Source organism: Agrobacterium sp. T29, from assembly GCF_006970545.1.
Taxonomy (GTDB): domain Bacteria; phylum Pseudomonadota; class Alphaproteobacteria; order Rhizobiales; family Rhizobiaceae; genus Agrobacterium; species Agrobacterium leguminum.
The window spans coordinates 946,609-970,675 of the sequence record NZ_CP040640.1; the positions used below are offsets into that span (position 1 = coordinate 946,609).

The window sequence follows — 24,067 nt, forward strand, 5'->3', positions numbered from 1 at the left end:
GGCTTAGCGGGACCGTCTGTTCCGGCGACTTGAAATCGGTGTTTCGAAACTCCACTTTCAGTCTCGAGAAATGAATGTGCCGGATGCCCCAAGCTGTCCGGCAAAGTGTCCCGAAAGGGACCATGGAAAGGAAATGATATGACGAACATCACGTCTGCGGCATCTGGCGGTACCTATCCGGTACTTCCCCTGCGCGACATTGTCGTTTTCCCGCATATGATCGTTCCCCTGTTCGTCGGGCGGGAAAAATCCATCCGTGCGCTCGAGGAAGTCATGGGCTCGGACAAGCAGATCATGCTTGTCACCCAGATCAACGCCAGCGATGACGATCCGGCCCCGGAGGCCATCCACAAGGTCGGCACGGTCGCCAATGTCCTGCAGCTCCTGAAGCTTCCCGACGGCACCGTGAAGGTGCTGGTGGAAGGCAAGGGCCGCGCCCAGATCGACAGCTACACCGGCCGTGAAGACTTCTATGAAGCCACTGCGACGCCGTTGCAGGAGCCTGCCGAAGATCCGGTCGAAATCGAGGCGCTGTCGCGTTCGGTCGTGTCTGAATTCGAGAGCTATGTGAAGCTCAACAAGAAGATTTCGCCCGAGGTTGTCGGCGCTGCCGGCCAGATCGACGATTATTCGAAGCTTGCCGATACGGTCGCTTCGCACCTGTCGATCAAGATTACCGAAAAGCAGGAAATGCTGGAAACCGTCAGCGTGAAGCAGCGGCTTGAAAAGGCGCTCGGCTTCATGGAAGGCGAAATTTCCGTGCTTCAGGTTGAAAAGCGCATCCGCTCGCGCGTCAAGCGCCAGATGGAGAAGACACAGCGCGAATATTACCTGAACGAACAGATGAAGGCGATCCAGAAGGAGCTCGGCGACGGCGAGGACGGCCGTGACGAGATGGCCGAGCTGGAAGAGCGCATCGCCAAGACCAAGCTTTCCAAGGAGGCCAAGGAAAAGGCCGAAGCGGAAATGAAGAAGCTGCGCCAGATGAGCCCGATGTCCGCGGAAGCGACCGTCGTGCGTAACTATCTGGACTGGCTGCTCGGTCTGCCCTGGGGCAAGAAGTCCAAGATCAAGGCGGACCTCAACAATGCCGAGAAGATCCTGGATCAGGACCACTTCGGTCTGGACAAGGTCAAGGAGCGTATCGTCGAATATCTGGCCGTGCAGGCCCGTGCGACGAAAATCCGTGGCCCGATCCTCTGCCTCGTCGGCCCGCCCGGCGTCGGCAAGACCTCGCTCGCCAAGTCGATCGCCAAGGCGACCGGCCGCGAATATGTGCGCATGGCGCTGGGTGGCGTTCGTGACGAAGCGGAAATCCGCGGTCACCGCCGTACCTATATCGGCTCCATGCCGGGCAAGATCGTCCAGTCGATGAAAAAGGCCAAGAAGGCGAACCCGCTCTTCCTGCTCGACGAAATCGACAAGATGGGCATGGATTTCCGTGGCGATCCGTCGTCGGCACTACTCGAGGTGCTCGATCCGGAGCAGAACTCCACCTTCATGGACCATTACCTTGAAGTGGAATACGACCTGTCCGACGTGATGTTCGTGACCACGGCCAACACGCTGAACATTCCCGGCCCACTGATGGACCGCATGGAAGTGATCCGCATCGCCGGTTACACGGAAGACGAAAAGCGCGAAATCGCCAAGCGTCACCTGTTGCCGAAGGCGATCAAGGAACATGCCCTGCGTCCGGAAGAGTTCTCGGTTACCGATGACGCCCTGATGGTCGTCATCCAGCAGTACACCCGCGAGGCGGGCGTGCGCAGCTTCGAACGCGAGCTGATGAAGCTGGCGCGCAAGGCCGTCACCGAGATCATCAAGGGCAAGGTCAAGTCCGTGGAAGTCACCGCTGCCAACGTGCCGGATTATCTGGGCGTTCCGCGGTTCCGCCATGGCGAGGCCGAGCGCGAGGATCAGGTCGGCGTCGTCACGGGTCTTGCCTGGACGGAAGTTGGCGGTGAGCTGCTCACCATCGAAGGCGTGATGATGCCGGGCAAGGGCCGCATGACGGTTACCGGCAACCTCAAGGAAGTGATGAAGGAATCCATTTCGGCGGCGGCATCCTATGTCCGTTCGCGCGCCGTGGACTTCGGCATCGAGCCGCCGCGCTTCGACAAGAGCGACATTCACGTGCACGTTCCGGAAGGTGCGACCCCGAAGGACGGACCGTCCGCCGGCGTTGCCATGGCAACCGCCATCGTCTCCATCATGACCGGCATTCCGGTCTCGAAGGATGTGGCGATGACGGGCGAGATCACGCTTCGTGGTCGCGTGCTGCCGATCGGCGGCCTGAAGGAAAAGCTGCTTGCGGCCCTTCGCGGGGGCATCAAGAAGGTGCTGATCCCGGAAGAAAACGCCAAGGATCTGGCGGAAATTCCGGACAATGTGAAGAACGAGATGGAAATCATCCCGGTGTCGCGGATGGGCGAGGTCATCAAGCACGCCCTTATCCGCCAGCCGGAGCCCATCGAGTGGGACGGCAGCATCGAGACGCCGGTGATCGCAACCGTGGAAGGCGTCGACGACGGCAGCCAGACCATCGCGCATTGATAATGCATCGTCGCGAGGGGCGGGAATCGCCTTTCGCGATGGCTGATGCATAGATTCAATGTCTTAGGTGTCGGAAGGCGCATGTGGCGTAAAGCTGCGCACAAGTGATGCGAATTTGGCACGAATATGTGGAAGGCCGGCAGAAATGTCGGCCTTTTTTGTGAAAAAAAACGCAGACCCCTTGTTTTTCAGGCGATTCCAGCGCTTTTGGGTTGCTGCGCGCGGATGCGAACGTATTCTGCGCCGGCTTAATTTGAGTCGTTTCAAACCATTGAAAGGGGTGGAAACATGAACAAGAACGAGCTCGTCTCTGCTGTTGCCGAAAAGGCTGGTCTCACGAAGGCAGATGCTGCTTCCGCTGTTGATGCTGTATTCGAAACTGTACAGGGCGAACTGAAGAACGGTGGCGACATTCGCCTGGCCGGCTTCGGCAGCTTCTCCGTCAGCCGTCGTGAAGCCTCCAAGGGCCGTAACCCTTCCACGGGTGCTGAAGTCGATATCCCGGCTCGCAACGTACCGAAGTTTTCCGCAGGCAAGGGCCTGAAGGACGCCGTCAACTCGTAAGGTTTCCGGAAAGCCGCAACGCCCGGCGGCGGGCGGGCGGCTTTTCAGGTTCACGAGGAAACATGTTTTGACGCCCTGACGCCGTCACATCGCCGCCAAAAGCGGATGGTGTTTGGAAAAACTCTTTTCGGACAGGCCGGGTTTTCCCGGTCAAGATGTGAATGAAAGCAGGGAAGCGCCTGTGTAGCTTCCATCCGGACACACGGCGTTTTTCTACGCGGAATGTGGGCATAAACACGAAAGCCCGGCCTTCTAGGCCGGGCTTTTTGATTCAGCGGTCAGGAAGTGTCATGCCACTGTCATGTCTGTAACGCAGAAGCCTTGGGGTATTTCTGGACCCAAGGGGGATTAAAATGGCGTTCCGATTTTCTCAAATGGCTTTGACCGCTGCTCTGCTCACGTCCGCAGCCATCCCGGCCGCTGCCGAGCCGGTTTTCAACCGCATCGCATCTTTCCCGGTGGCGAAAAACCTTCCCGCGGACAAGGACGCCAAGTCCGTCACCTCGGCTGAAATCATCACCGCCAGCGAAGACGGCAAGACGCTGATCTATTCGGACAGCCCGCTTGGCGGCATCGGTTTCATCGACATCACCGATGCCAAGGCTCCCAAGGCCGGCGGCGCGTTGCTGCTGGAAGGCGAGCCGACCTCCGTTGCCGTCGCAGGCGTCAAGGTTCTGGCCGGCGTCAATACGTCGGAAAATCGCGCCAAGCCGTCCGGCAAGCTGGTGACGGTCGATATTGCTACCAAGAAGATCGAAGCAAGCTGTGATCTCGGCGGCCAGCCCGATTCCGTCGCCGTTTCCCCGGACAAGACCTTCGCCGCCATCGCCATTGAAAACGAGCGCGATGAAGAGGTAAACGAAGGCGCCCTGCCGCAGATGCCCGCCGGTTATCTGGTGACTGTCGGTCTGAAGGACGGCGTTGCCGATTGCGCGACGCTGAAGAAGATCGAACTCACCGGCCTTGCCGAAATTTCCCCTGAGGATCCGGAGCCGGAATTCGTGTCGATCAACGCCAATGGCGAGATCGCGCTGACTCTTCAGGAAAACAATCATATCGTCATTCTCGACGGCAAGACCGGTACGGTGAAGACGCATTTCTCCGCCGGCAAGGTCGATCTTGAAGGCATCGATACGAAGACCGACGGCCAGTTGAAGTTCACCGACAAGCAGGAAGGCCGCAAGCGCGAGCCGGACGCCGTGAAGTGGCTGGACAACGACCGTATCGTCATCGCCAATGAGGGCGACTGGCAGGGCGGTTCGCGTGGCTTCACCATCTTCGACAAGACCGGCAAGCTCGTCTATGAATCCGGCTCCTCGCTCGAACACGCGGTTGCGGCCATCGGCCACTATCCGGAAAAGCGCTCCAAGGCAAAGGGCATCGAGCCGGAAGGTCTGGAAGCGGCGACTTTCGGCGACCAGAAATATTTCTTCGTGCTGTCCGAACGCGCCTCTGTCGTCGCTGTCTACAAGGACACTGGCAAGGAGCCGGAACTGACGCAGCTCCTGCCTTCAGGCGTTTCGCCGGAAGGCGCTGTCGCTATCCCGTCGCGTAACCTCCTTGCCACGGCCAATGAGGTCGATCTGATCGAAGACGGCGGCGTCCGCTCGCATGTCATGCTCTATGAACGCGGTGAAGGTGAAGCAGCCTATCCGCAGCTCGTTTCCGCGACCGTCGATGGTGCACCGATCGGCTGGGGCGCTCTTTCGGGTCTGGTCGGCGATGCCGAAAAGCCCGGCATTCTCTACGCCGTGTCCGACTCGGTCTATGGCAACCAGCCGTCGATCTTCACCATCGATGCGACGAAAAAGCCTGCCACCATCACCAGCGTCCTGCGCGTCAAGCGTGACGGCATCGCCGCTCAGAAGCTCGACATCGAAGGCATCACGCTGGACGGCAAGGGCGGTTTCTGGCTGGCTTCTGAAGGCGACAGCGCCAAGCTCGTCCCCCACGCGCTCTATAACGTCAACGCCAAGGGCGAGATCAAGGCCGAGATCGCATTGCCGAAGGAACTTCTCGCCGGCGACACCCGCTTCGGTTTCGAAGGCGTGACCATGATAGGCAAGGGCGACGACGCGACGCTGTGGATGGCCGTGCAGCGTGAGTGGGGCACGGACGAGAAGGGCTTCGTCAAGCTCGTTTCCTACAATCCGAAGTCCAAGGAGTGGGGCGCCGTGCGTTACCCGCTCGACAAGACCGAAGCAGGCTGGGTTGGCCTCTCCGAAATCACCGCCCAGGGCGACTATGTCTATATCGTCGAGCGCGACAACCAGATCGGCGACAAGGCCAAGATCAAGAAGCTCTACCGTGTTGCAATCGCAGACCTGAAGCCGGGCAAGATCGGCGGCGAACTGCCGCTGGTGGCCAAGCAGGAAGCCCATGACTTCCTGCCCGACCTCAAGGCCCAGACCAACGGTTATGTCGTCGACAAGCTGGAAGGCTTCACCTTCGACAAGGCGGGAACGGCCTATGCCGTGACCGACAATGACGGCGTGGACGATTCTTCCGGCGAAACGCTGTTCTTCACCGTCAATATGAAGGCGATCAACTGATCGAGCCGATTGGCGCCGCAAATGAGAAAAGCCGGGCTATGCCCGGCTTTTTTTGTGCAGCGAGGAGCCCCTTGGCCGGGTTTCCCGATCTTGCACGATGCCTGACGATGCAAGCCGTTGAAATCGGCATTGCCGCTTCGATATCGGATTGTGGAGGATTTCGTCCGGAGGGCATCCGGGAAAATGCTGCGGATCGATCGTAACGGATCACCGCCCCAGGGAATTCTTGCTTTTGGGAGTATCTTGTTTTTCCGAGTCCTGCTGGACCCAGCGGAAAAAAATATAAACAGGCAGCGCAATAAGCGCGAGTGTTACAAACGCGTCGATCGACATGGTTTCATCCATCAGTTCAACCGTTCATCATGAAACGGTGTGCAAACAATGCCTGAAATCTCTTTAGAAAGTCTGAATCTTCCTTATTTTCCGGTATGTTGCGGGGTGATACAGGGGGCGGTCAAGCTGTCGGAATATGGAACAGCAGTGCCGATTTGGCATGGTGTAACTGGAGAAATGCGATTCCAGCGGTTGGGAATCATGACGACGCTTTACCGACCGCAGTAAGGGCAGGGGGCGATAATTCCGAATACTCGAGGGCTTATCGCATCGCGAAAGCAAACACGAAGGATCTCGGCTTCACGGATGATATTTAAATCTTCTGGGAAAATGGTGGGCGATGAGAGACTCGAACTCCCGACATCCTCGGTGTAAACGAGGCGCTCTACCAACTGAGCTAATCGCCCTTCGCGTGTCTCGGATCATGTCCGCCGCGTCGGTGGCCGTGATGTATTCGGATCGGAAAAAAACCGCAAGGGCTTTTGTGAAGTTTTTTTGTTTTTTTTGCCGAGAGAATTTTCCGTCGCCGGGGGGCGGGGGCAAAAAGCCGGGAACTGCGGGCTTTTTGCCTGAAACAGGACCCGAGGACGCCTTGATGGCCATGTGGAAATCCCGTTACGGAAGCCTGCGGCTGTGGACAAGTTTTTTGTTTTCGTTGGGAAAAGCCCGCAAAACAGGGCGTTTGCCGCAATCGCGTTCCAAGGCCTTCCGGTTTTTCCCGATCAAAATGAAGAAGCTTATTCTTTTGTCGTGAAACCTGCTTGACACCCCCGCACGAACGCCGTAGTTAGCCGCTCATCGAACAGCCGAGGCTGGTTCGAGCGGCGGGACTGGTTCCTGTCGTCAGGAGATGCGGGTGTAGCTCAGTCGGTTAGAGTGCCGGCCTGTCACGCCGGAGGTCGCGGGTTCGAGCCCCGTCACTCGCGCCATCCTGTCCCTCGGAAAACGCAGATGAATGTCTGTGGTGCGCGGGTGTAGCTCAGTCGGTTAGAGTGCCGGCCTGTCACGCCGGAGGTCGCGGGTTCGAGCCCCGTCACTCGCGCCATTTCTTTCTCCTGAAATGTCTCCTCAAAAACAGATCGACGTGCGATTTGCGCGCTCGCCTATTGACGATTCCAGCGCCTGATTCCGGGCTTTTTAAGCGCGATTTTTCCTGCATTTTTTAGTCAAGTTTCGATTCCCGAATATCGTCACTTCACCGCCATCCGGACGTAAAATTCGTGTGACTTTTTTGCGGTTGCGTCGTTCAATCGATTATTATTGTATTTGAGTGGCTTAGGCCGGAATTGTGGCCCAAATTTGCGTCAATTCCGGCAATATTGTTGCCAATCAATGCGGCAGGTGTCTTGAAATGGTGCCTAAACTCTTGCAGAGAGAGCGCGGCTGCGCTAACGACTTTGGCGTTGCAACATATTTGTGCGCTCTTTGAGACTTCGGGTCACAAAGGCAGGTCCGGCACCCGGCCGGGCAGGGAAGAGACCATGACTGAACTCCTCAGTTCCTACATTCCGATCGCAATCTTCATCGGTATCGCTCTCGTCATCGGCCTGGCGCTTCTCATTGCGCCTTTCGCTGTCGCCTACAAGGCGCCGGACCCGGAAAAGCTCTCCGCTTTCGAGTGCGGTTTCAACGCCTTCGACGACGCCCGCATGAAGTTCGATATCCGCTTTTATCTGGTATCGATTCTGTTCATTATCTTCGATCTGGAAGTGGCCTTCCTGTTCCCATGGGCGGTGTCTTTCGGCGAGATGGGCTGGTTCGGTTTCTGGTCGATGATGGTGTTCCTCATCGTTCTCACCATCGGCTTTATCTATGAGTGGAAGAAGGGAGCGCTGGAATGGGCATGAGCCAGAACAACACCACGCTCGTTGCGCCGCAGCCGAAGGGGATCATCGATCCCTCGACCGGCAAGCCGGTTGGCAGCAACGACGCCTACTTCACGGAAATCAATGACGAGCTGGCCGACAAGGGCTTTCTCGTCACCTCGACCGACGAGCTGATCACCTGGGCCCGTACCGGCTCCCTGATGTGGATGCAGTTCGGTCTCGCCTGCTGCGCCGTCGAAGGCCTGATGCAGGCTTCCGGTCCGCGTTATGACATGGAGCGCTTCGGCGTTGCACCGCGCGCCTCGCCGCGCCAGTCCGACGTGATGATCGTCGCCGGCACGCTGACCAACAAGATGGCGCCGGCTCTGCGCAAGGTCTATGACCAGATGCCTGAGCCGCGTTACGTCATCTCCATGGGCTCCTGCGCCAATGGCGGCGGTTATTATCACTATTCCTACGCTGTCGTGCGCGGCTGCGACCGCGTCGTGCCGGTGGATATCTACGTTCCGGGCTGTCCCCCCACGGCGGAGGCGCTGCTTTACGGCGTGCTTCTGCTGCAGAAGAAGATTCGTCGTACCGGTACGATCGAGCGCTAAGGGCAAAGGACGGATTAAGAATGAGCGAAGCTCTCAACGATCTTGCTGCGTACGTTAAGGAAGCGCGCGGTTCCCTCGTGGTGTCGGCTGATATCGCCTATGGCGAACTGACGCTGAACACGACGCCTGAAAGCGTGATCGCGCTTTTGACCTTCCTGCGTGACGACGTGCAGTGCGGTTTCGTCAACATCATCGATATTTGCGGCGTTGACTGGCCGCAGCGCGAAAAGCGTTTCGATGTCGTCTATCACCTGCTGTCGCCGCGCCAGAACCTGCGCGTGCGCGTCAAGCTGCAGGTGGCGGAAGACGAGGGCGTACCGTCTTCGACCTCCGTTTACATGGGTGCCGAATGGTTCGAGCGCGAAGCCTGGGACATGTATGGCATTCCGTTCGAAGGCCATAAGGACCTTCGCCGTATCCTCACGGACTACGGTTTCGAAGGCCATCCGCTGCGCAAGGATTTTCCGGTTACCGGCTTTGTGGAAGTGCGTTACGATGACGTGCTGAAACGGGTTCTTTATGAACCGGTCGAACTGAAACAGGAATTCCGCAACTTCGATTTCCTCTCCCCGTGGGAAGGAACCGAATATGTTCTCCCGGGCGACGAAAAGGCCAAGCAATGAGCCAAGCCCCCGCGACAGAGCATGCGCAATGTCTTTGCGGCGCCGTCGGCCTCAATGCCGTCATCGGTGCCCGCGAATTCGGCGTTTGCCATTGCTCCATGTGCCGCCGCTGGTCCGGCGGTGCGTTTCTGGCTGTCGAATGCGCTGATATCTCCGTCGAAAACGAAGAGAACCTCGGCGTCTATTCCTCGTCGGAATGGGGTGAGCGCTGCTTCTGCAAGAATTGCGGCAGCACGCTGATGTGGCGCTCGAAGGACGGCAAGCATTTTGCCGTTTCGCTGCAGGCTTTCGATAACCCTTCCAGTTTCAAGTTCGCGTCGCAGATTTTCACGGATGAGAAGCCCTCGAGCTACTCTTTCGCTGAAACCACGCAGAACATGACCGGCCCCGAATTCATCGCCATGATCACCTCGGCGGAGCACTAGAATGACTGAGCATAACGTCCGCAATTTCACGATCAACTTCGGTCCGGAACATCCGTCCGCGCACGGCGTGCTGCGTCTGGTTCTGGAACTGGACGGCGAAATCGTCGAGCGCGTCGATCCGCATATCGGTCTTCTGCATCGCGGCACCGAAAAGCTGATCGAGACCAAGACCTATCTGCAGGCCGTTCCTTACTTCGACCGCCTCGACTACGTCGCGCCGATGAACCAGGAACATGCTTTCGCGCTCGCCGTCGAAAAGCTGCTCGGCCTCGAAATCCCGATGCGCGGCCAGCTGATCCGCGTTCTTTATTCGGAAATCGGCCGCATCCTGTCGCACATCATGAACGTGACGACGCAGGCCATGGACGTCGGCGCGATGACGCCGCCGGTCTGGGGCTTCGAAGAGCGCGAAAAGCTGATGGTGTTCTATGAGCGCGCCTGCGGCGCCCGCATGCACTCGGCTTACGTTCGTCCCGGCGGCGTGCATCAGGACCTGCCGCCGGAACTGGTCGATGATATCGGCAAGTGGTGCGACCCGTTCCTCACCGTTCTCGACAATATCGAAGGCCTGTTGACCGATAACCGCATCTACAAGCAGCGTAACGTCGATATCGGCGTCGTTTCGCTTGAAGACGCCTTCGCCTGGGGTTTCACGGGCGTGATGGTGCGCGGCTCGGGCGCTGCCTGGGATTTGCGCCGCGCGCAGCCCTACGAGTGCTATTCGGATCTCGAATTCGACATTCCCGTCGGCAAGAACGGCGACTGCTACGATCGTTACCTGATCCGTATGCAGGAAATGCGCGAATCCGTGAAGATCATGAAGCAATGCGTCGATCTTCTCTCCGGCAAGCACCGCATCGGCCCGGTTTCCTCGCTCGATGGCAAGGTGGTTCCGCCGAAGCGTGGCGAGATGAAGCGTTCGATGGAAGCGCTGATCCACCACTTCAAGCTTTATACCGAAGGTTACCACGTTCCGGCCGGCGAAGTTTACGCCGCCGTCGAAGCGCCGAAGGGCGAGTTCGGCGTTTACGTGGTCGCAGACGGTTCGAACAAGCCCTATCGCTGCAAGATCCGCGCGCCGGGCTACGCACACCTGCAGGCCATGGATTTCCTGTGCAAGGGTCATCAGCTTGCTGACGTTACAGCCGTGCTCGGCTCCCTCGACATCGTGTTCGGGGAGGTCGACCGCTGATGCGTCTGCCGCTGGCCATACCGGCTTTTCTCGCTGCGATGTCTGCCCCCGCTCTCGCCCAGACGGCGACGGACGAGGGCGGTATATCGCTGTCGAGCGGCGGCTCTTCGACCATCAAGCAGCTTCTGTCGTCGGGATACGAGATCAAGGCCTCTGTTCCCAATGGCAGCAAGTTCATCGTGTTCATGCAGAAAGACAAGGCGGCTTACGCCTGCGAATTCGTCACGGTGGCGAGATCGCGTTGTGAGACGTTAAACTGAAAAGGCGTGAGGAAGTATGTCCGTTCGTCGACTAGCCGAAGATCAGTTCCAGCCCGTGGCGTTTGCCTTCAATGCGGAAAATACCGCATGGGCTGAAAAGACGATCAAGAAATATCCCGAGGGACGCCAGCAATCGGCGGTCATCCCGCTGCTCATGCGTGCGCAGGAGCAGGACGGCTGGGTTACCCGCGCCGCCATCGAGAAAATCGCCGACATGCTGGATATGGCCTATATCCGCGTCATGGAAGTGGCGACCTTCTATACCCAGTTCCAGCTGAAGCCGGTCGGCACGCGCGCCCACGTTCAGGTTTGCGGCACCACGCCCTGCATGCTGCGCGGCTCGGAAGCGCTGATGGATGTCTGCCGCAAGAAGATCCACCACGATCCGCTGCACACCAATGAGAGCGGCACGCTCTCCTGGGAAGAAGTGGAATGTCAGGGCGCCTGCGTCAACGCGCCGATGGTCATCATCTTCAAGGACGCCTATGAGGACCTGACGCCCGAGCGTCTGGAAGAGATCATCGATACGTTCGAGGCAGGCAAGGGCGACACCGTCAAGACCGGCCCGCAGATCGACCGTCACCAGTCGGTCCCGGTCGGCGGCCTGACGACGCTGACGGAAGAGATCAAGCCGGATCGCTCCAATCTCGACAAGCCGGCCGAAGTGGTTGCGGACGCCGCACCGGTTCCGCCGTCCAACGCCGCCAAGCCGAAGACGGACGCCCCGGAAACCGATCCGAAGCTGAAGACGCCGGCGACCGCGCCGAAGGCTGCCGAAGCCAATGTAAAGACCGCCGAAAAAGAAGCTTCGGGATCTGCGAAGCCGTCGCTCGATTCCAAGGATCGTCCGGCAGGCATCGAAAAGCCGGCAACGCCCGACGACCTGAAGCTTATTTCCGGCGTCGGTCCGAAGATCGAAGGCACGCTGCACGAGCTCGGCATCTTTACCTATGCGCAGATCGCCGGCTGGAGACAAGCCGAATGCGACTGGGTCGACGGTTATCTGAATTTCAAGGGCCGCATCGAACGCGACGAGTGGATCAAGCAGGCCGAGGCGCTCGCCAAGGGTGGCGAAGCCGAGTATATCAAGGTCTTCGGCAAGAAGCCGCGGTAAGAGGTGAAGCATGTTAAAAGATCAGGATCGCATCTTTACCAATCTCTACGGCCTCAAGGACAAGTCCCTGAAGGGCGTGAGAGCGCGCGGCCACTGGGACGGCACCAAGCAGATCATCGAAAAGGGCCGTGACTGGATCATCAACGAGATGAAGGCTTCCGGCCTTCGTGGTCGCGGCGGCGCTGGCTTCCCGACGGGTCTCAAGTGGTCCTTCATGCCGAAGGAAAATGACGGCCGCCCGCATTACCTCGTCGTCAATGCCGACGAATCCGAGCCCGGCACCTGCAAGGACCGCGAAATCCTGCGCAACGATCCGCATACGCTGATCGAAGGCTGCGTGATCGCCGGTTTCGCCATGGGCGCGCATACCGCCTATATCTACGTTCGCGGCGAATATATGCGCGAGCGTGAGGCGCTGCAGGCGGCCATCGACGAGTGCTACGATGCCGGCCTGCTCGGCAAGAACAACAAGAACGGCTGGGACTTCGATATCTACGTCCATCACGGCGCGGGTGCGTATATCTGCGGCGAAGAAACGGCTCTGCTCGAAAGCCTCGAAGGCAAGAAGGGCCAGCCGCGCCTGAAGCCGCCGTTCCCGGCCAATATGGGTCTTTACGGCTGCCCGACGACTGTCAACAACGTCGAATCCATCGCCGTTGCACCGACAATCCTGCGCCGTGGCGCGGTATGGTTCTCGTCCATCGGCCGTCCGAACAATGTCGGCACCAAGCTGTTCATGGTCTCCGGCCATGTCGAGCGTCCGTGCACCTTCGAAGACGCGCTGGGCCTGTCCTTCCGCGAGCTGATCGAACACCATTGCGGTGGCATTCGCGGCGGTTGGGACAATCTGCTCGGCGTCATCCCCGGCGGCGCATCCTGCCCCATCGTTCGCGGTGAGGACATGAAGGACGCCATCATGGATTTCGACGGCATGCGCGAAGTGAAATCCTCCTTCGGCACCGGCGGCATGATCGTCATGGACAAGTCCACCGACGTCATCAAGGCGATCGCCCGCATCGCGGCCTTCTTCAAGCATGAAAGCTGCGGCCAGTGCACGCCGTGCCGCGAAGGCACCGGCTGGATGTGGCGCGTGCTGGAGCGCATGGTCAAGGGCAACGCGCAGAAGCGCGAAATCGACATGCTGTTCGAAGTGACGAAGCAGATCGAAGGCCACACCATCTGTGCGCTCGGCGACGCCGCCGCATGGCCGGTACAGGCGCTGATCCGCAATTTCCGTCCGGAAATCGAAAAGCGCATCGACCAATATACCTACAGGGCCATGGATGATGGCGCTGTTCTGGAAGCCGCTGAATAAGCATTGAGGCTTCAGGCGGAGCCGGAATTTTCCGGCCTCGCGACACCATGAAGCGTCTGGCAGATGATATGAGTGCCGGGCGTGATTAAGGATTTGTTGCGGACCGTGTGAGACATGGGACGAACAGGCAACAGGACGTAAGTAGGACCATGGCAAAGCTCAAGGTTGACGGTAAAGAGATCGAGGTTCCGGATCATTTCACGCTGTTGCAGGCGTGCGAGGAGGCTGGTGCCGAAGTTCCGCGCTTTTGTTTTCATGAGCGCTTGTCGGTCGCGGGTAACTGCCGCATGTGTCTCATCGAGGTGAAGGGCGGACCGCCCAAGCCCGCCGCCTCCTGCGCCATGGGCGTGCGCGACGTTCGCGGCGGCCCGAACGGCGAATTGCCTGAGGTTTTCACCAACACGCCGATGGTCAAGAAGGCCCGCGAAGGCGTGATGGAATTCCTGCTCATCAACCACCCGCTGGATTGCCCGATCTGCGACCAGGGCGGCGAATGCGACCTGCAGGACCAGGCCATGGCCTTCGGTATCGCCGGTTCGCGTTACGCGGAAAACAAGCGCGCGGTTGAAGACAAATATATCGGCCCGCTCGTCAAGACGGTGATGAACCGCTGCATCCACTGCACGCGCTGCGTCCGTTTCACCACGGAAGTGGCCGGCATTGCTGAACTGGGCCTTATCGGCCGCGGCGAAGATGCCGAAATCACCACCTATCTCGAGCAGGCGATGACCTCGGAGCTGCAGGGCAACGTTGTTGACCTCTGCCCGGTCGGCGCGCTCACCTCCAAGCCTTTCGCCTTCACCGCCCGTCCGTGGGAACTGAACAAGACCGAAACCATCGACGTGATGGACGCGCTCGGTTCGGCCATCCGCGTCGATACCCGTGGCCGCGAAGTCATGCGCGTCATGCCGCGCGTTAACGAGGCGATCAACGAAGAGTGGATTTCCGACAAGAGCCGTTTCATTTGGGACGGCCTGAAGACACAGCGCCTTGACCGCCCTTACGTCCGCAAGGATGGCCGCTTGCAGCCCGCGAGCTGGGGTGAAGCCTTCGGTGCTATCAAGCAGGCGGTTGCCGCGACCAACGGCCAAAAGATCGGCGCGATTGCCGGCGATCTGGCCTCCGTTGAAGAAATGTTCGCGCTGAAGTCGCTTCTGGCGTCGCTCGGTTCGGCCAATGTCGATTGCCGTCAGGATGGCGCTGCACTCGATCCGTCGCTCGGCCGTGCAAGCTACCTGTTCAACTCCACCATCGAAGGTATCGAACAGGCCGACGCCCTGCTGATCGTTGGTTCCAATCCGCGTTACGAAGCGGCCGTGCTCAACGCCCGCATCCGCAAGCGCTGGCGTCGCGGTGGTTTCCCGATCGGCGTGATCGGTGAAGCCGGCGAACTGCGCTACAATTACGAATATCTCGGTTCCGGCGCTGAAACGCTGTCCGATCTGGCCAACGGTTCGCACAGCTTCGTTGACAAGCTGAAGTCCGCCAAGAACCCGCTGATCATCATCGGCCAGGGTGCTCTGGCGCGCGCCGATGGTGCGGCCGTGCTCGCCGCTGCTGCAAAGCTTGCCGTGTCGGCTGGCGCTGTCACCGAAGAGTGGAACGGTTTCTCGGTTCTGCACACCGCCGCTGCCCGCGTCGGCGGTCTCGATATCGGCTTCGTGCCGGGCGAGGGCGGTGTTGCCGCCGCTGAAATGGTCGCGTCCATGGATGTTCTCTTCCTGCTCGGCGCCGATGAACTCGACCTCTCCAACAAGGGCGCCAAGTTCACCGTCTATATCGGCAGCCATGGCGACCAGGGCGCGATGAACGCCGACGTCATCCTTCCGGGTGCGGCCTATACCGAAAAATCCGGTATCTGGGTCAACACCGAAGGCCGCGTGCAGGTGGGCAACCGCGCCGGTTTCGCACCGGGCGAAGCCCGCGAAGACTGGGCGATCCTGCGTGCGCTGTCCGATGTTCTCGGCAAGAAGCTGCCGTTCGATTCGCTGTCGGCCCTGCGCGTCCAGCTCTTCGTCGCGCATCCGCATCTGGCGGAAACCGACGAGATCGTTGCCGGCACGGCCACGGATATCGAAGCGCTGGCTGGCAAGACCGGCTCGCTCAACAAGTCGGCGTTTGCCTCGCCGGTAAAAGACTTTTATTTGACGAACCCGATTGCGCGCGCATCCGCCGTCATGGCCGAGTGCTCCGCATTGGCCCGCAACAATTTCCAGGCTGCGGCAGAGTAAGGGTAGGGGATTTATGGAACAGTTTTTCTGGAGCTACGTCTGGCCCGCGCTGATCATGGTCGGCCAGTCCCTGCTGCTTCTCGTTTGCCTTCTGGTGTCCATCGCGTTCCTGCTGCTTGCCGACCGCAAGGTCTGGGCGGCGGTGCAGCTGCGCCGTGGTCCGAACGTCGTTGGTCCCTTCGGTCTCTTCCAGTCCTTCGCCGACCTTTTGAAGTTCATTCTGAAGGAGCCTGTCATTCCGGCCGGCGCCAACAAGGCCGTTTTCCTTCTGGCGCCGCTGGTTGCGGTGACGCTGGCGCTCGCCACCTACGCCGTCATTCCCTTCAACGAAGGCTGGGTCGTCGCCAATATCAATGTCGGCATCCTCTATATCTTCGCGATTTCCTCGCTTGAAGTATACGGCATCATCATGGGCGGCTGGGCGTCGAACTCGAAGTACCCGTTCCTCGGCGCGCTGCGTTCGGCGGCACAGATGGTGTCCTACGAAGTGTCGATCGGCCTCGTCATCGTCACCGTTCTGCTTTGCGTCGGTTCGCTGAATCTGACGGACATCGTTCTGGCCCAGAAGACCGGCCTCGGCACCATGCTCGGCCTGCCGGCCTCGTTCCTCGACTGGCACTGGCTGTCGCTGTTCCCGATGTTCATCGTGTTCTTCATTTCGGGCCTTGCCGAAACCAACCGTCCCCCCTTCGATCTTCCGGAAGCGGAATCGGAACTGGTCGCCGGTCACATGGTCGAATATGGCTCCACGCCTTACATGATGTTCATGCTCGGCGAATATGCTGCGATCGTCCTAATCTGCTGCCTGACGACGATCCTGTTCATGGGCGGCTGGCTGCCGATCGTGGATGTGTGGTTCCTCAACTGGGTTCCGGGCATTGTCTGGTTCGCGTTGAAGGGCTGCATGGTCTTCTTCATGATCGCGCTGACCAAGGCTTTCGTTCCGCGTTACCGTTATGACCAGCTCATGCGTCTCGGCTGGAAGGTGTTCCTGCCGCTGTCGCTCGCCATGGTCGTTATTGTTGCATTTGTATTGAAGCTGACGGGGTGGGCCGGTTGATGTCCGTACTCCTCGCTCAGAAATCTGGAGACTGAGATGGCAAGCCTTTCCCAAGCCGTCAATTCACTGTTCCTCAAGGAGTTCGTGGGCGCGATCCTACTCACGATGCGCCACTTCTTCAAACAGAAGGCAACGGTGAACTATCCTTTCGAAAAGGGTCCGGTCTCTCCGCGCTTCCGTGGCGAGCACGCGCTGCGCCGTTATCCGAACGGTGAAGAACGCTGCATCGCCTGCAAGCTGTGCGAGGCGATCTGTCCCGCTCAGGCGATCACCATCGAGGCCGGCCCGCGCCGCAATGATGGCACCCGCCGCACGGTGCGTTACGACATCGACATGGTGAAGTGCATTTATTGCGGTTTCTGCCAGGAAGCCTGCCCGGTCGATGCCATCGTCGAGGGCCCGAACTTCGAATTCGCGACGGAAACCCGCGAGGAGCTTTATTTCGACAAGCAGAAGCTTCTCGACAATGGCGACCGCTGGGAGCGTGAAATCGCGCGCAACCTCGCACTGGATGCACCTTACCGTTAAGGTGCAACCGTCTTTCCGGGGGAGACCCCGGAAAGTGATGAAAAAGTAAAATGCCTGCGCGGTTTTCGCCGGCGGGGACGAAACGGGTGAGGGGCCTTCGAGCCATCTTTGCCCGATGAGGACAAGAAGGCACCAACATGGGTCTGCACGCTGTATTCTTTTATATATTCGCTTTCGTCGCCGTGGCGTCTGCGTTCATGGTCATCGCATCGAAGAACCCTGTTCATTCGGTGCTGTTTCTGATTTTGACCTTCTTCAACGCAGCCGCGCTGTTCCTGCTGACGGGCGCCGAGTTCCTCGGCATGATCCTGCTGGTGGTTTATGTCGGCGCCGTGGCGGTGCTCTTCCTCTTCGTCGTCATGATGCTGGATGTGGATTTCGCCGAGCTTCGCTCGGGCGTGCTGCAATATGCCCCGGTCGGCGCGCTGATCGGTGTCATCCTGGCGGCGGAACTGATCGTCGTGGTCGGTGGCAGCATGCTGAACCCGATTGCGGCCAAGTCCATCACCATGCCGATCCCGCCTGTCACCGAACGCACCAATACGGCCGCACTCGGCGACGTGCTCTATACCAATTACGTCTACTTCTTCCAGCTCGCCGGCCTTGTGCTGCTGGTGGCCATGATCGGCGCCATCGTGCTGACGCTGCGTCATCGCACCGACATCAAGCGGCAGGATATCTCCACGCAGGTCGGCCGCGACCCGAAGACTGCCGTTACCACGGTCAAGGTCAAGCCGGGCCAGGGCATCTGAGGCGCGAACGGATCCAAGGAAACAGAACATGGAAATCGGTCTTTCCCACTACCTGACGGTCAGCGCGATCCTTTTCACGATCGGCGTCTTCGGCATCTTCCTCAACCGGAAGAACGTCATCGTCATCCTCATGTCGATCGAACTCATCCTGCTTGCGGTCAACATCAACATGGTGGCCTTCTCGGCCTTCCTGAACGATATCGTCGGTCAGGTCTTCGCTTTGTTCATTCTGACCGTCGCAGCCGCCGAAGCGGCCATCGGTCTTGCAATACTCGTTGTCTTCTACCGCAACCGCGGATCGATCGCCGTCGAAGACGTCAATATGATGAAGGGCTGATAAGGCTATGATCTACAAGGCTATCGTCTTTCTTCCACTGATCGGCTTCCTGATCGCCGGCCTGTTCGGCCGCTCCATCGGCGCCAAGGCTTCGGAATATGTCACGACCGGTCTGATGATCGTGGTCGCCATCCTGTCGTGGATCGTGTTCTTCACCGTCGCGCTCGCCCATGGCGAGCCGGGTGAGGTGATCAAGGTCACCGTGCTGCGCTGGATCCAGTCCGGCGGCATCGACGTCGAATGGGCCTTCCGCATCGACACGCTGACGGCCGTCATGTTCGTCGTCGTCAACACGGTCTCGACGCTGGTGCATCTCTATTCGATCGGATACATGCACCACGATCCGCATCGTCCGCGCTTCTTCGCCTATCTGTCGCTCTTCACCTTCGCCATGCTGATGCTGGTGACCTCCGACAACCTGCTGCAGATGTTCTTCGGCTGGGAAGGCGTGGGTCTGGCGTCCTATCTGCTGATCGGTTTCTGGTTCAAGAAGCCGTCCGCATCGGCTGCCGCCATGAAGGCCTTCATCGTCAACCGCGTCGGTGACTTCGGCTTCATTCTCGGCATTGGTGGCGTGTTCGTGCTGTTCGGCTCGATCAATTTCGAAACGATCTTCGCTGCCGCTGCGACCTATCTGCCGGCTGAAGGCGCTGCCTCCTCGGAAACCGTCATCAACCTGTTCGGCATGCAGCTGGACAAGGCCAATGCGATGACGGGCGTGTGCCTGCTGCTCTTCATGGGCGCCATGGGTAAATCGGCGCAGTTCCTGCTGCACACCTGGCTGCCGGACGCGATGGAGGGCCCGACCCCGGTGTCTGCCCTCATTCACGCCGCAACCATGGTCACCGCCGGCGTCTTCCTCGTCGCCCGCATGTCGCCGCTCTTCGAACTGTCGCATGATGCGCTGACCGTCGTGACGCTGATCGGTGCGATCACCGCCTTCTTCGCGGCAACCGTCGGCCTCGTACAGAACGACATCAAGCGCGTCATCGCCTATTCGACCTGCTCGCAGCTCGGTTACATGTTCGTGGCGCTCGGCGTCGGCGCTTATGGCGCTGCCGTGTTCCACCTCTTCACGCACGCCTTCTTCAAGGCCCTGCTGTTCTTGTGCGCCGGCTCGGTCATCCATGCCGTCGATGGCGAGCAGGACATGCGTTACATGGGCGGCCTGCGCAAGCATATCCCCATCACCTTCTGGACCATGACCGTCGGCACGCTGGCGCTGACCGGCGTTGGTATTCCGGGCACGATGATCGGTTTTGCCGGCTTCTTCTCGAAGGACGTCATCATCGAATCCGCTTATGCTTCGCATTCGGTTCTCTCGGGCGTCGCCTTCACGCTGCTGGTCATCGCGGCCCTGTTCACCAGCTTCTACTCCTGGCGTCTGGCCTTCATGACCTTCTTCGGCAAGCCGCGCGCTTCCGCCGACGTCATGCACCATGTGCATGAATCGCCGATGGTCATGCTGATCCCGCTCTTCATCCTCACCGTCGGTGCGATCTTTGCCGGTGTGGCCTTCGAAGGTTATTTCTTCGGTCATGAATATGCCGAGTTCTGGAAGGGCGCTTTGTTCACGCTTCCGGAAAACGAGATTCTCGAAGAGTTCCACCATGTTCCGCTATGGGTGAAGTGGAGCCCGTTCTTCGCCATGGCGCTTGGTTTCGTGACCGCCTGGTACATGTATATCAAGTCGCCGGAGACGCCGAAGCGTCTGGCCGAGACCCATCGCGGCCTCTACCAGTTCCTCTTGAACAAGTGGTACTTCGACGAACTCTACGACTTCCTCTTCGTTCGTTCCGCAAAGGCGCTCGGTCGCTTCCTGTGGAAGAAGGGCGACGTCGCCGTCATCGACCACTATGGACCGAACGGCATTGCAGCGCGTGTGGTTGACGTGACCAACCGCATGGTCCGTCTGCAATCCGGTTACCTCTATCATTATGCCTTTGCGATGCTGATCGGCATCGCGGCGCTTGTCACCTGGATGATGCTCGGGAGTGCCCTCTGATGACCGATTGGCCCATTCTTTCAACGGTCACCTTTCTGCCGCTCGTCGGCGTGGTGCTCCTGCTGCTGACGAATGAGAACGGCCCCTACGGTCGCCGCAACATTCTCAATGTCTCGCTGCTGACGACCGTTTTCACCTTCCTGGTGTCGCTGTTCGTCTGGATCGGCTTCGACAATTCGAACCCCGGTTTCCAGATGGTGGAAAAACACGCCTGGTTCGGCAACATCGCCGCCTATCATCTGGGCGTCGACGGCATCTCCATGCTGTTCGTCATCCTCACCACCTTCCTCATGCCCTTCTGCGTGCTGGCAAGCTGGGATTCGATCGAGAAGCGCGTCAAGGAATACATGATCGCCTTCCTGCTCTTGGAAGTCGTCATGGTCGGCGTCTTCGTGGCGCTGGATACGGTTCTTTTCTACGTATTCTTCGAAGCGACGCTGATCCCGATGTTCATCATCATCGGTGTCTGGGGCGGCAAGGATCGCGTCTACGCATCTTACAAGTTCTTCCTCTACACGCTGCTCGGCTCGGTTCTGACCATGCTCGCCATCATGGCCATGTACTGGCAGGCCGGCACGACCGACATGACGGAACTTCTGAAATACGGCTTCCCGGCCGGCATGCAGACATGGCTGTGGCTTGCCTGTTTCGCCGCCTTCTCGGTCAAGATGCCGATGTGGCCGGTGCACACCTGGCTGCCGGATGCCCACGTGCAGGCGCCGACCGCAGGTTCCGTCATCCTTGCCGGCGTCATGCTGAAGCTCGGCGGTTACGGTTTCATCCGCTTCTCGTTGTCGATGTTCCCCTTGGCGTCTGACTATTTCGCCCCCTTCGTCTTCACGCTGTCGGTTCTTGCCATCATCTACACCTCGCTGGTGGCGATGATGCAGGACGACATCAAGAAGCTGATCGCCTATTCCTCCGTCGCCCACATGGGTTACGTGACCATGGGCATCTTCGCCGCCAACGTTCAGGGCGTGCAGGGCGCAATCTTCCAGATGCTGTCGCACGGTATCGTCTCGGGCGCGCTCTTCCTCTGCGTCGGCGTTGTCTATGACCGCCTCCACACCCGCGAGATCGCGGCCTATGGCGGCCTCGTCAACAACATGCCGAAATATGCCGTCGCCTTCATGATCTTCACCATGGCCAATGTCGGTCTGCCCGGCACCTCCGGCTTTGTCGGTGAATTCCTGACGCTGATCGGCGTATTCCGTGCCAACACGCTGGTCGCGCTGTTTGCGGCAACCGGCGTCATCCTCTCGGCCGCTTATGCGCTGTGGCTTTACCGCCGCGTGATCTTCGGTGCGCTGGAGAAGGAAAGCCTGAAGTCGATGCTCGATCTGTCGACCCGCGAAAAGGTCATCCTTTATCCGCTGGTTGTGCTGACGATCTTCTTCGGCGTCTATCCGGCGCCGGTGTTCGATGCGACAGCCGCATCGGTCGATCTTCTGGTAAACAACTATACGGCTGCATTGCAGGCGGCGCAAAATGTTGCGCTCTCTATGAATTGACGACAGGACCCGTTGGACATGACCGCTGAAATCCTTTTTGCCAGTCTGCACATTGCGACGCCCGAGCTGATCCTTGCGGTCGGCGCGCTGGCGCTGCTCATGATTGGCGTCTTCTCGGGCGACAAGTCGACAACGACGGTCACCGGCCTTGCCGTTGCCCTCCTGCTCGTCGTCGGTCTCTGGATCATCTTTGCCCCCGCTTCGGGCGTGGCTTTCGGCGGTGTCTACATCGCCGATGCCTTCGGCAACTTCATGAAGGTACTGGCGCTGATCGGCTCCATCACCGCCATGATCCTCGCCGTCGGTCAGGGCCGTTTCGAACCCATCGGCCGTTTCGAATATCCGGTGCTGCTGGTTCTTGCGACCCTCGGCATCCTGCTGATGATCTCGGCCAACAACCTGATCTCGCTCTACATGGCGCTGGAACTGCAGTCGCTGGCGCTCTACGTCGTCTGCGCGATCAACCGTGAAAGCCTGCGCTCCACGGAAGCGGGCCTGAAGTATTTCGTGCTCGGCGCGCTGTCTTCCGGCATGCTGCTTTATGGCATGTCGCTGGTCTACGGCTTCACCGGCAATACCGGCTTCACCGAAATCGCGCAGGTTCTGGCCTCGGAAACCCGTTCCCTCGGTCTGGTGTTCGGTCTGGTCTTCGTTCTCGCCGGTCTCGCCTTCAAGATTTCGGCCGTGCCGTTCCACATGTGGACGCCGGACGTTTATGAAGGTGCGCCGACCCCGGTAACGGCGTTCCTGTCGGCTGCGCCGAAGATCGGCGCCATGGCGATCCTCGTTCGCATCGTCATCGAGGCGTTCCAGCCGGTCTTCGCCGACTGGCAGCAGATCGTCGTGTTCATCTCCATCGCCTCCATGCTGCTCGGCTCCTTTGCCGCAATCGGCCAGAAGAACATCAAGCGCCTGATGGCTTATTCCTCCATCGGTCACATGGGTTATGCGCTGGTCGGTCTTGCTGCGGGCACCGAAGCCGGTGTTGCCGGCGTCATCCTCTACATGACCGTTTATATGGTCATGACGCTCGGCACCTTCGCCTGCATTCTCTCCATGCGCCGCAAGGAAATCGGCAATGTCGAGACTGTCGAGGATCTGGCCGGTCTTTCGTCCTCTAACCCCTTCATGGCGGTTGTGCTGACGATCCTGATGTTCTCGCTTGCCGGCATCCCGCCGCTCGCCGGCTTCTTCGGCAAGTATTACGTCTTCCTCGCTGCCATCGAGGCGAAGCTCTATCCGCTCGCCATCATCGGTGTCATCGGCTCGGTTGTCGGCGCTTATTATTACATCCGCGTCGTCAAGGTCATGTGGTTCGATGAGGCCAAGGACAAATTCGAGCGTCCGTCGGGCGAACTCAAAGTGGTTTATGCGCTTTCGGCCTTCTTTACCGTGGCCTTCATCGTCTTCGGCGGTGCACTCGGCAACGCGGTGACAGTTGCGGCGAAGACCTTCTTTTGAGTAGCACACACAAGCATACGGGCCGGATGTCCATCGATGACTTCCGGCACGAGGCGATGGCGGAAACGCCATCGACCAATCTGGAATGTTTCGCCCAGGCAAGGGCGGGCGATGGCGGCAATCTGTGGATCACCGCCATCCGCCAGACCGGCGGACGCGGCCGTCGTGGCCGGCCATGGGTCTCCGAACCCGGCAATCTCTACGCCTCGCTTCTTCTGATCGATCCCGCTCCGATGGACCGTATAGGGTCCCTGCCGCTTGCCTTCGCGCTGGCTGTTTATCGCGCCATCCGCGCGGTGCTGCCGACGGGTGGTGAGCCGCTCGAAATCAAATGGCCGAACGACGTGCTGATCGGACGCCGCAAGACCTGCGGCATTCTGATGGAGGCGGAGCTGCTGCCGGATGGCCGACGCGCCATCGTCATCGGCATCGGCATCAATATCGCCCATAAACCGGAAAATCCGCTTTACCCCGTCACCATGCTTTCCGAACATGGTGCGTCCTGCTCGCCCGACGAGTTGTTCGCCCATCTTTTCCGTGAGACGGCGGAGGTGCTGGGGGATTGGGACGAGGGCAGGGGCGTTGCCGGCATCATGGCTGGCTGGCGTGCCGCCGCCTGCGGTATCGGCGAACATATCACCGTCAACTTTCCGGACCGTTCGATTGGCGGGCGTTTCGTCGGGATTGATGATAATGGTTATCTGCTGCTGGATGAGGATGAGGGCGCAAGGCGCTCGATTGCCGCCGGCGACGTGTTTTTCGGATGAGGTGAACGGCGCGACCCGAAGGCCCGCGCCGAACCGCTTTCGACGGGTTGGAGCTTTCC

The 24,067-nt window shown here is 59.4% G+C and carries 22 protein-coding genes and 3 tRNA genes; 23 read left to right on the forward strand and 2 right to left on the reverse strand.

The features are described 5' to 3' along the window. Positions 1-138: 138 nt before the first annotated feature. The 3 genes from lon (at position 139) to FGF54_RS04905 (ending at position 5,672) form a co-directional block, all read left to right on the forward strand. Complete coding sequence (gene lon, locus FGF54_RS04895) at positions 139-2,556, forward strand: endopeptidase La (protein WP_078054020.1); 2,418 nt, start codon at positions 139-141, stop codon at positions 2,554-2,556. A 288-nt stretch (positions 2,557-2,844) separates the two neighbouring features. Next, positions 2,845-3,120 carry a DNA-binding protein HupB gene (gene hupB / locus FGF54_RS04900; protein WP_006312721.1) on the forward strand — a complete coding sequence of 92 codons (276 nt, stop codon included), beginning with the start codon at positions 2,845-2,847 and terminating at the stop codon, positions 3,118-3,120. A 353-nt stretch (positions 3,121-3,473) separates the two neighbouring features. Then, on the forward strand, positions 3,474-5,672 hold the full coding sequence (locus FGF54_RS04905) for an esterase-like activity of phytase family protein (protein WP_142779072.1): 2,199 nt from the start codon (positions 3,474-3,476) through the stop codon (positions 5,670-5,672). Positions 5,673-5,879: 207 nt separating this feature from the next. Here FGF54_RS04905 and FGF54_RS27160 read toward each other — a convergent pair whose 3' ends face one another. Continuing rightward, on the reverse strand, positions 5,880-6,017 hold the full coding sequence (locus tag FGF54_RS27160) for a hypothetical protein (RefSeq protein WP_003521525.1): 138 nt from the start codon (positions 6,015-6,017) through the stop codon (positions 5,880-5,882). A gap of 319 nt (positions 6,018-6,336) precedes the next feature. Continuing rightward, positions 6,337-6,412, reverse strand: a tRNA-Val gene (locus FGF54_RS04910). A gap of 17 nt (positions 6,413-6,429) precedes the next feature. On the opposite strand from FGF54_RS04910, the gene FGF54_RS27165 reads away from it, so the two are divergent. The 20 genes from FGF54_RS27165 to FGF54_RS05005 all read left to right on the forward strand — a co-directional run bounded on the left by FGF54_RS27165 (position 6,430) and on the right by FGF54_RS05005 (position 24,008). Then, on the forward strand, positions 6,430-6,759 hold the full coding sequence (locus FGF54_RS27165) for a hypothetical protein (protein WP_168207948.1): 330 nt from the start codon (positions 6,430-6,432) through the stop codon (positions 6,757-6,759). A gap of 98 nt (positions 6,760-6,857) precedes the next feature. Then, a tRNA-Asp gene (locus tag FGF54_RS04915) sits at positions 6,858-6,934 on the forward strand. Between the two features lie 39 nt (positions 6,935-6,973). Further along, positions 6,974-7,050, forward strand: a tRNA-Asp gene (locus FGF54_RS04920). Positions 7,051-7,486: 436 nt separating this feature from the next. Continuing rightward, entirely contained in the window at positions 7,487-7,852 is a 366-nt protein-coding gene (locus FGF54_RS04925) for an NADH-quinone oxidoreductase subunit A (RefSeq protein WP_035259670.1), read from the forward strand. Next, positions 7,843-8,427 carry an NADH-quinone oxidoreductase subunit B family protein gene (locus FGF54_RS04930; protein ID WP_003521524.1) on the forward strand — a complete coding sequence of 195 codons (585 nt, stop codon included), beginning with the start codon at positions 7,843-7,845 and terminating at the stop codon, positions 8,425-8,427. Before FGF54_RS04925 ends, FGF54_RS04930 begins: the two co-directional genes overlap by 10 nt. 20 nt (positions 8,428-8,447) lie before the next feature. Beyond that, the gene (locus tag FGF54_RS04935; protein ID WP_003496465.1) at positions 8,448-9,050 is read left to right on the forward strand and encodes an NADH-quinone oxidoreductase subunit C; all 603 of its coding nucleotides are present in this window, start codon (positions 8,448-8,450) and stop codon (positions 9,048-9,050) included. Then, complete coding sequence (locus FGF54_RS04940; RefSeq protein WP_059752670.1) at positions 9,047-9,475, forward strand: GFA family protein; 429 nt, start codon at positions 9,047-9,049, stop codon at positions 9,473-9,475. The genes FGF54_RS04935 and FGF54_RS04940 overlap by 4 nt, the downstream gene beginning before the upstream one ends. Position 9,476: 1 nt before the next feature. After that, a complete protein-coding gene (locus FGF54_RS04945; RefSeq protein WP_003496461.1) occupies positions 9,477-10,667 on the forward strand; it encodes an NADH-quinone oxidoreductase subunit D in 1,191 nt (396 codons plus the stop codon). Continuing rightward, positions 10,667-10,927: a hypothetical protein gene (locus tag FGF54_RS04950; RefSeq protein WP_003521522.1), complete on the forward strand. Its 261-nt coding sequence runs from the start codon at positions 10,667-10,669 to the stop codon at positions 10,925-10,927. Before FGF54_RS04945 ends, FGF54_RS04950 begins: the two co-directional genes overlap by 1 nt. A 16-nt stretch (positions 10,928-10,943) precedes the next feature. Further along, positions 10,944-12,041: an NADH-quinone oxidoreductase subunit E gene (locus FGF54_RS04955; RefSeq protein WP_035261465.1), complete on the forward strand. Its 1,098-nt coding sequence runs from the start codon at positions 10,944-10,946 to the stop codon at positions 12,039-12,041. A gap of 10 nt (positions 12,042-12,051) precedes the next feature. Next, on the forward strand, positions 12,052-13,356 hold the full coding sequence (gene nuoF, locus FGF54_RS04960; protein ID WP_142779073.1) for an NADH-quinone oxidoreductase subunit NuoF: 1,305 nt from the start codon (positions 12,052-12,054) through the stop codon (positions 13,354-13,356). Between the two features lie 149 nt (positions 13,357-13,505). After that, positions 13,506-15,587, forward strand: coding sequence for an NADH-quinone oxidoreductase subunit NuoG (gene nuoG, locus FGF54_RS04965; protein WP_142779074.1), 2,082 nt, complete (start codon positions 13,506-13,508; stop codon positions 15,585-15,587). 13 nt (positions 15,588-15,600) lie between these two features. Continuing rightward, positions 15,601-16,647 (forward strand): NADH-quinone oxidoreductase subunit NuoH, encoded by a 1,047-nt coding sequence (nuoH, locus tag FGF54_RS04970; RefSeq protein WP_003521518.1) that lies wholly within the window; start codon positions 15,601-15,603, stop codon positions 16,645-16,647. 36 nt (positions 16,648-16,683) lie between these two features. Then, entirely contained in the window at positions 16,684-17,175 is a 492-nt protein-coding gene (gene nuoI / locus FGF54_RS04975; RefSeq protein ID WP_003496449.1) for an NADH-quinone oxidoreductase subunit NuoI, read from the forward strand. 137 nt (positions 17,176-17,312) lie between these two features. Continuing rightward, positions 17,313-17,927 carry an NADH-quinone oxidoreductase subunit J gene (locus tag FGF54_RS04980; RefSeq protein ID WP_003521517.1) on the forward strand — a complete coding sequence of 205 codons (615 nt, stop codon included), beginning with the start codon at positions 17,313-17,315 and terminating at the stop codon, positions 17,925-17,927. A 28-nt stretch (positions 17,928-17,955) separates the two neighbouring features. Then, complete coding sequence (gene nuoK / locus FGF54_RS04985) at positions 17,956-18,264, forward strand: NADH-quinone oxidoreductase subunit NuoK (RefSeq protein ID WP_003521516.1); 309 nt, start codon at positions 17,956-17,958, stop codon at positions 18,262-18,264. A gap of 7 nt (positions 18,265-18,271) precedes the next feature. Next, complete coding sequence (gene nuoL / locus FGF54_RS04990) at positions 18,272-20,269, forward strand: NADH-quinone oxidoreductase subunit L (RefSeq protein ID WP_035261474.1); 1,998 nt, start codon at positions 18,272-18,274, stop codon at positions 20,267-20,269. Further along, positions 20,269-21,780 carry an NADH-quinone oxidoreductase subunit M gene (locus tag FGF54_RS04995; protein ID WP_059762564.1) on the forward strand — a complete coding sequence of 504 codons (1,512 nt, stop codon included), beginning with the start codon at positions 20,269-20,271 and terminating at the stop codon, positions 21,778-21,780. The genes nuoL and FGF54_RS04995 overlap by 1 nt, the downstream gene beginning before the upstream one ends. An 18-nt stretch (positions 21,781-21,798) precedes the next feature. Further along, complete coding sequence (gene nuoN, locus FGF54_RS05000; RefSeq protein ID WP_142779075.1) at positions 21,799-23,241, forward strand: NADH-quinone oxidoreductase subunit NuoN; 1,443 nt, start codon at positions 21,799-21,801, stop codon at positions 23,239-23,241. Between the two features lie 26 nt (positions 23,242-23,267). Next, positions 23,268-24,008, forward strand: coding sequence for a biotin--[acetyl-CoA-carboxylase] ligase (locus FGF54_RS05005; RefSeq protein ID WP_035262833.1), 741 nt, complete (start codon positions 23,268-23,270; stop codon positions 24,006-24,008). The last annotated feature ends 59 nt before the right edge of the window (positions 24,009-24,067 follow it).

What these genes read in the sequence shown, in the direction of transcription:
- lon (WP_078054020.1), top strand. Translation starts at nt 139, where the DNA reads ATGACGAACATCACGTCTGCGGCATCTGGCGGTACCTATCCGGTACTT.
- hupB (WP_006312721.1), top strand. Translation starts at nt 2,845, where the DNA reads ATGAACAAGAACGAGCTCGTCTCTGCTGTTGCCGAAAAGGCTGGTCTC.
- FGF54_RS04905 (WP_142779072.1), top strand. Translation starts at nt 3,474, where the DNA reads ATGGCGTTCCGATTTTCTCAAATGGCTTTGACCGCTGCTCTGCTCACG.
- FGF54_RS27160 (WP_003521525.1), bottom strand. Translation starts at nt 6,017, where the DNA reads ATGGATGAAACCATGTCGATCGACGCGTTTGTAACACTCGCGCTTATT.
- FGF54_RS27165 (WP_168207948.1), top strand. Translation starts at nt 6,430, where the DNA reads ATGTCCGCCGCGTCGGTGGCCGTGATGTATTCGGATCGGAAAAAAACC.
- FGF54_RS04925 (WP_035259670.1), top strand. Translation starts at nt 7,487, where the DNA reads ATGACTGAACTCCTCAGTTCCTACATTCCGATCGCAATCTTCATCGGT.
- FGF54_RS04930 (WP_003521524.1), top strand. Translation starts at nt 7,843, where the DNA reads ATGGGCATGAGCCAGAACAACACCACGCTCGTTGCGCCGCAGCCGAAG.
- FGF54_RS04935 (WP_003496465.1), top strand. Translation starts at nt 8,448, where the DNA reads ATGAGCGAAGCTCTCAACGATCTTGCTGCGTACGTTAAGGAAGCGCGC.
- FGF54_RS04940 (WP_059752670.1), top strand. Translation starts at nt 9,047, where the DNA reads ATGAGCCAAGCCCCCGCGACAGAGCATGCGCAATGTCTTTGCGGCGCC.
- FGF54_RS04945 (WP_003496461.1), top strand. Translation starts at nt 9,477, where the DNA reads ATGACTGAGCATAACGTCCGCAATTTCACGATCAACTTCGGTCCGGAA.
- FGF54_RS04950 (WP_003521522.1), top strand. Translation starts at nt 10,667, where the DNA reads ATGCGTCTGCCGCTGGCCATACCGGCTTTTCTCGCTGCGATGTCTGCC.
- FGF54_RS04955 (WP_035261465.1), top strand. Translation starts at nt 10,944, where the DNA reads ATGTCCGTTCGTCGACTAGCCGAAGATCAGTTCCAGCCCGTGGCGTTT.
- nuoF (WP_142779073.1), top strand. Translation starts at nt 12,052, where the DNA reads ATGTTAAAAGATCAGGATCGCATCTTTACCAATCTCTACGGCCTCAAG.
- nuoG (WP_142779074.1), top strand. Translation starts at nt 13,506, where the DNA reads ATGGCAAAGCTCAAGGTTGACGGTAAAGAGATCGAGGTTCCGGATCAT.
- nuoH (WP_003521518.1), top strand. Translation starts at nt 15,601, where the DNA reads ATGGAACAGTTTTTCTGGAGCTACGTCTGGCCCGCGCTGATCATGGTC.
- nuoI (WP_003496449.1), top strand. Translation starts at nt 16,684, where the DNA reads ATGGCAAGCCTTTCCCAAGCCGTCAATTCACTGTTCCTCAAGGAGTTC.
- FGF54_RS04980 (WP_003521517.1), top strand. Translation starts at nt 17,313, where the DNA reads ATGGGTCTGCACGCTGTATTCTTTTATATATTCGCTTTCGTCGCCGTG.
- nuoK (WP_003521516.1), top strand. Translation starts at nt 17,956, where the DNA reads ATGGAAATCGGTCTTTCCCACTACCTGACGGTCAGCGCGATCCTTTTC.
- nuoL (WP_035261474.1), top strand. Translation starts at nt 18,272, where the DNA reads ATGATCTACAAGGCTATCGTCTTTCTTCCACTGATCGGCTTCCTGATC.
- FGF54_RS04995 (WP_059762564.1), top strand. Translation starts at nt 20,269, where the DNA reads ATGACCGATTGGCCCATTCTTTCAACGGTCACCTTTCTGCCGCTCGTC.
- nuoN (WP_142779075.1), top strand. Translation starts at nt 21,799, where the DNA reads ATGACCGCTGAAATCCTTTTTGCCAGTCTGCACATTGCGACGCCCGAG.
- FGF54_RS05005 (WP_035262833.1), top strand. Translation starts at nt 23,268, where the DNA reads ATGTCCATCGATGACTTCCGGCACGAGGCGATGGCGGAAACGCCATCG.